The following is a 2,109-nucleotide window of genomic DNA, read 5'->3' on the forward strand; positions in this document are numbered from 1 at the left end:
AAGATTGGGTCAGGGATCCGTTTTAATCTTTGCTTTGATCGTTTCAGATTTCGATGCAGTATGGCCTGGATTTCATATATGATGTAAACGTTCCTGACATGGAATCCACACAGATGCGCCACCAGGCAATAACAGTAGCTTCCAAATCTTTTACGCTGGACCGAACCGTCTGTTTCCGGACTTAAATCAACATTGATCTTAAATTCTTTTTTCTGTGATTTCAGACAGATAGCCTTCATAATTCTAGTCGCGAGTTCCTATCCCTTCAAGGCGGCGGATGGAATGCTCGACGGTTTAATCGATTGTGTATCGTCAGCCTATCGCGCGCCAACGATCAAGCAAATGGTCGCCGATTTCGCTTATGAATGGCTCAACGGCATCCCCGCCGCTTTGAGCCTTAAACCCAGAAAATTCCAGTTCTCCGTGGTCCAAATTCTGGGTGCACGTCAAGCAAATTTTTGCAACACAGCCGTTTGGACGGTGAAATGGGGAGCACTCCACGGTGGCAGATCGCCTCAATGCTTAACCTTTTGTCAGCTCGGTGGCATATTAGATACCCGCACCTCATCCCGCGTTTCTTTAAAAGTTCCTGTAACCTTCAGCTTCCCTCGCATCTTCACAGAACTCAGGTAGAATTTTCACTTGTCCTTGTTGTGAGGATACTCAGAGCTACCTTTCATCCAAATAAGGCACGCTTTGTGCTGGCATCAATGTTTACTATTTTACTATAGCACTGCCGAACTGAAGGATTGGGCGATAAGAGCTGGTTGGCTGTGCCTTACCTCCCCCTCGATCATGTCTACTTTATTGACATTAACATCCTCCGGGAAGGGTTCAATCGGACACTCTTCTGGTATTACGCTTTCTCCACTCAGTATCCGTCTGGCGCGATCTTTGTCGATATCTCCCACCCACGATGCAATCACGACCGTTGCCACGCAGTTGCCGATATAGTTTCCTAGAGCACGAGCGATACCCATGAACCAGTCAACCGAGAGCACTAGAACAAGTCCTATTGCGGGAATACTCGGAATTGCTGCAAGTGTCGCAGCAAGTATAACAATTGCAGAACCAGGTACCCCATGAGCACCCTTGGAAGTGACCAGCGCCACGCCGAGTATGGCCAGGAGGTTGGTGAAAGCCAGCGGGCTATTGGTGGCCTGGGCGATGAAGACGGCTGGGAGCGTTAGGTATATGGAGAATGCGTCCAGGTTGAACGAGTATCCGGTGGGGACAACCAGACCAACAGTGGAATCTCTTATGCCGAGATGTTCAAGCTTGCGCATGGTTTGGGGCAGTACGGCATCACACTAGAGGCGGTGCCTGCAACAATACTGATGTGCAGATAGCGGAGAAGCTGCACGATGCTAAATCCGGCTGCCTTTAGTATCCAGCCGAGCACAATGCCGACGAAAAGCGCGATCGTTAAGTAGAACAGGACGACAAGATAACCGACTTGCGCCAGCGAGCCGATACCATACTTGCCCACGGTGTAGGCAATTGCGCCAAACACCCCAAGTGGCGCAAGACGAACGATAAATGCCATAATCTTAAAGACGACATCACCAGCCATCTCGATGATGTGAAGAAGTGGTTTGGCACGCTCACCAACCTGCGCAAGTGCACAGCCGAACAGAATAGCGACAAGGAGAACTTGTAGGACATCGCCCTGAACAAAACCACTGACCAGTGTGATCGGAATGAGCTTCATCAGAAATTCAATAGTGCCTCCACTGGAGACTTCATGCGCCCTTTCTACATAAGCAGAAAGTGCAGAGGCGTCCAGCTTGCTGACGTCGATGTTCATGCCGTGGCCGGGACCAAAAAAATAGGCGACGACGATACCGAGCGCGAGGGCAATGGCTGTGACAACCTCAAAATAAATAAGCGCGCGGACACCGACGCGACCCACCTTTGTAAGGCTACCGGCACCAGCTATTCCATGCACGACGACACAGAAGACAATTGCCGGTACCAACATCTTGACAAGCTTGATAAAACCATCGCCAAGCGGTGTCATTTGCGTGGCCAGTGTCCGACATCAACGCCCATGAGACCAAATTGTATTAACTGAGAAGAGAGGATTTTCGGCTCATCATAGCTTTATCA

Annotated in this window: 1 protein-coding gene and 1 pseudogene; one reads left to right on the forward strand and one right to left on the reverse strand. The window is 49.8% G+C overall.

Annotated elements, in window-relative coordinates; all coding sequences use genetic code 11:
• Positions 1-282: 282 nt before the first annotated feature.
• Complete coding sequence (locus KWJ32_RS27940) at positions 283-633, forward strand: hypothetical protein (RefSeq protein WP_256886616.1); 351 nt, start codon at positions 283-285, stop codon at positions 631-633.
• A gap of 92 nt (positions 634-725) precedes the next feature.
• On the opposite strand, the pseudogene dctA reads toward KWJ32_RS27940, so the two are convergent.
• A pseudogene (gene dctA, locus KWJ32_RS27945) lies at positions 726-2,029 on the reverse strand (C4-dicarboxylate transporter DctA); the annotation flags it as partial.
• Positions 2,030-2,109 lie beyond the last annotated feature (80 nt).

The sequence above is a fragment of the Ochrobactrum sp. BTU2 genome, assembly GCF_024539785.1.
GTDB lineage: Bacteria > Pseudomonadota > Alphaproteobacteria > Rhizobiales > Rhizobiaceae > Brucella > Brucella anthropi.

Bases quoted from the DNA above. Each gene is read 5' to 3' on its own strand.
- KWJ32_RS27940 (WP_256886616.1), top strand. From the start codon at position 283: ATGCTCGACGGTTTAATCGATTGTGTATCGTCAGCCTATCGCGCGCCA.